The organism is Sulfitobacter sp. HI0027 (assembly GCF_001634775.1).
GTDB lineage: Bacteria > Pseudomonadota > Alphaproteobacteria > Rhodobacterales > Rhodobacteraceae > Sulfitobacter.
Window position 1 is genome coordinate 1 of the sequence record NZ_LWER01000336.1, and the last position, 311, is coordinate 311.

1 protein-coding gene is annotated in these 311 nt (G+C 56.6%); it reads right to left on the reverse strand.

Annotation, left to right across the window (positions count from 1 at the left end; all coding sequences use genetic code 11):
* Nucleotides 1-299 (reverse strand): LysR family transcriptional regulator (locus tag A3722_RS23545; RefSeq protein WP_269084703.1); only part of this gene is annotated, 299 nt, incomplete at its 3' end.
* Between the last annotated feature and the right edge of the window lie 12 nt (nt 300-311).

A 311-nucleotide genomic window follows, 5' to 3' on the forward strand; every position in this document is an offset into this window, starting at 1 on the left:
AGCCGGGGACCGAGCCAGCGCGACGCAAACGTCGGGGGGACGGCAAGTGACAGGGTCCCGCCATTAGGGTTCGCAACTACGGACATACTTGAACGATGTATCATATCTAACGCTCGAGAGACCTCACGCTGGTAATTAAGCGCTGCAGCATTGGGGGTCATCCGTCTTTTCTCTCTAACAAACAGCTCTCGGCCGAGCTGCTGTTCTAGCGTCAAGATCAATCTGCTTACTGTGCTCTGCGTTAGGTTCAGCTCTTTTGCCGCTGCTGTCACCGATCCATGCCGGACCACGGCATCCAAGGCGAGGAGGAG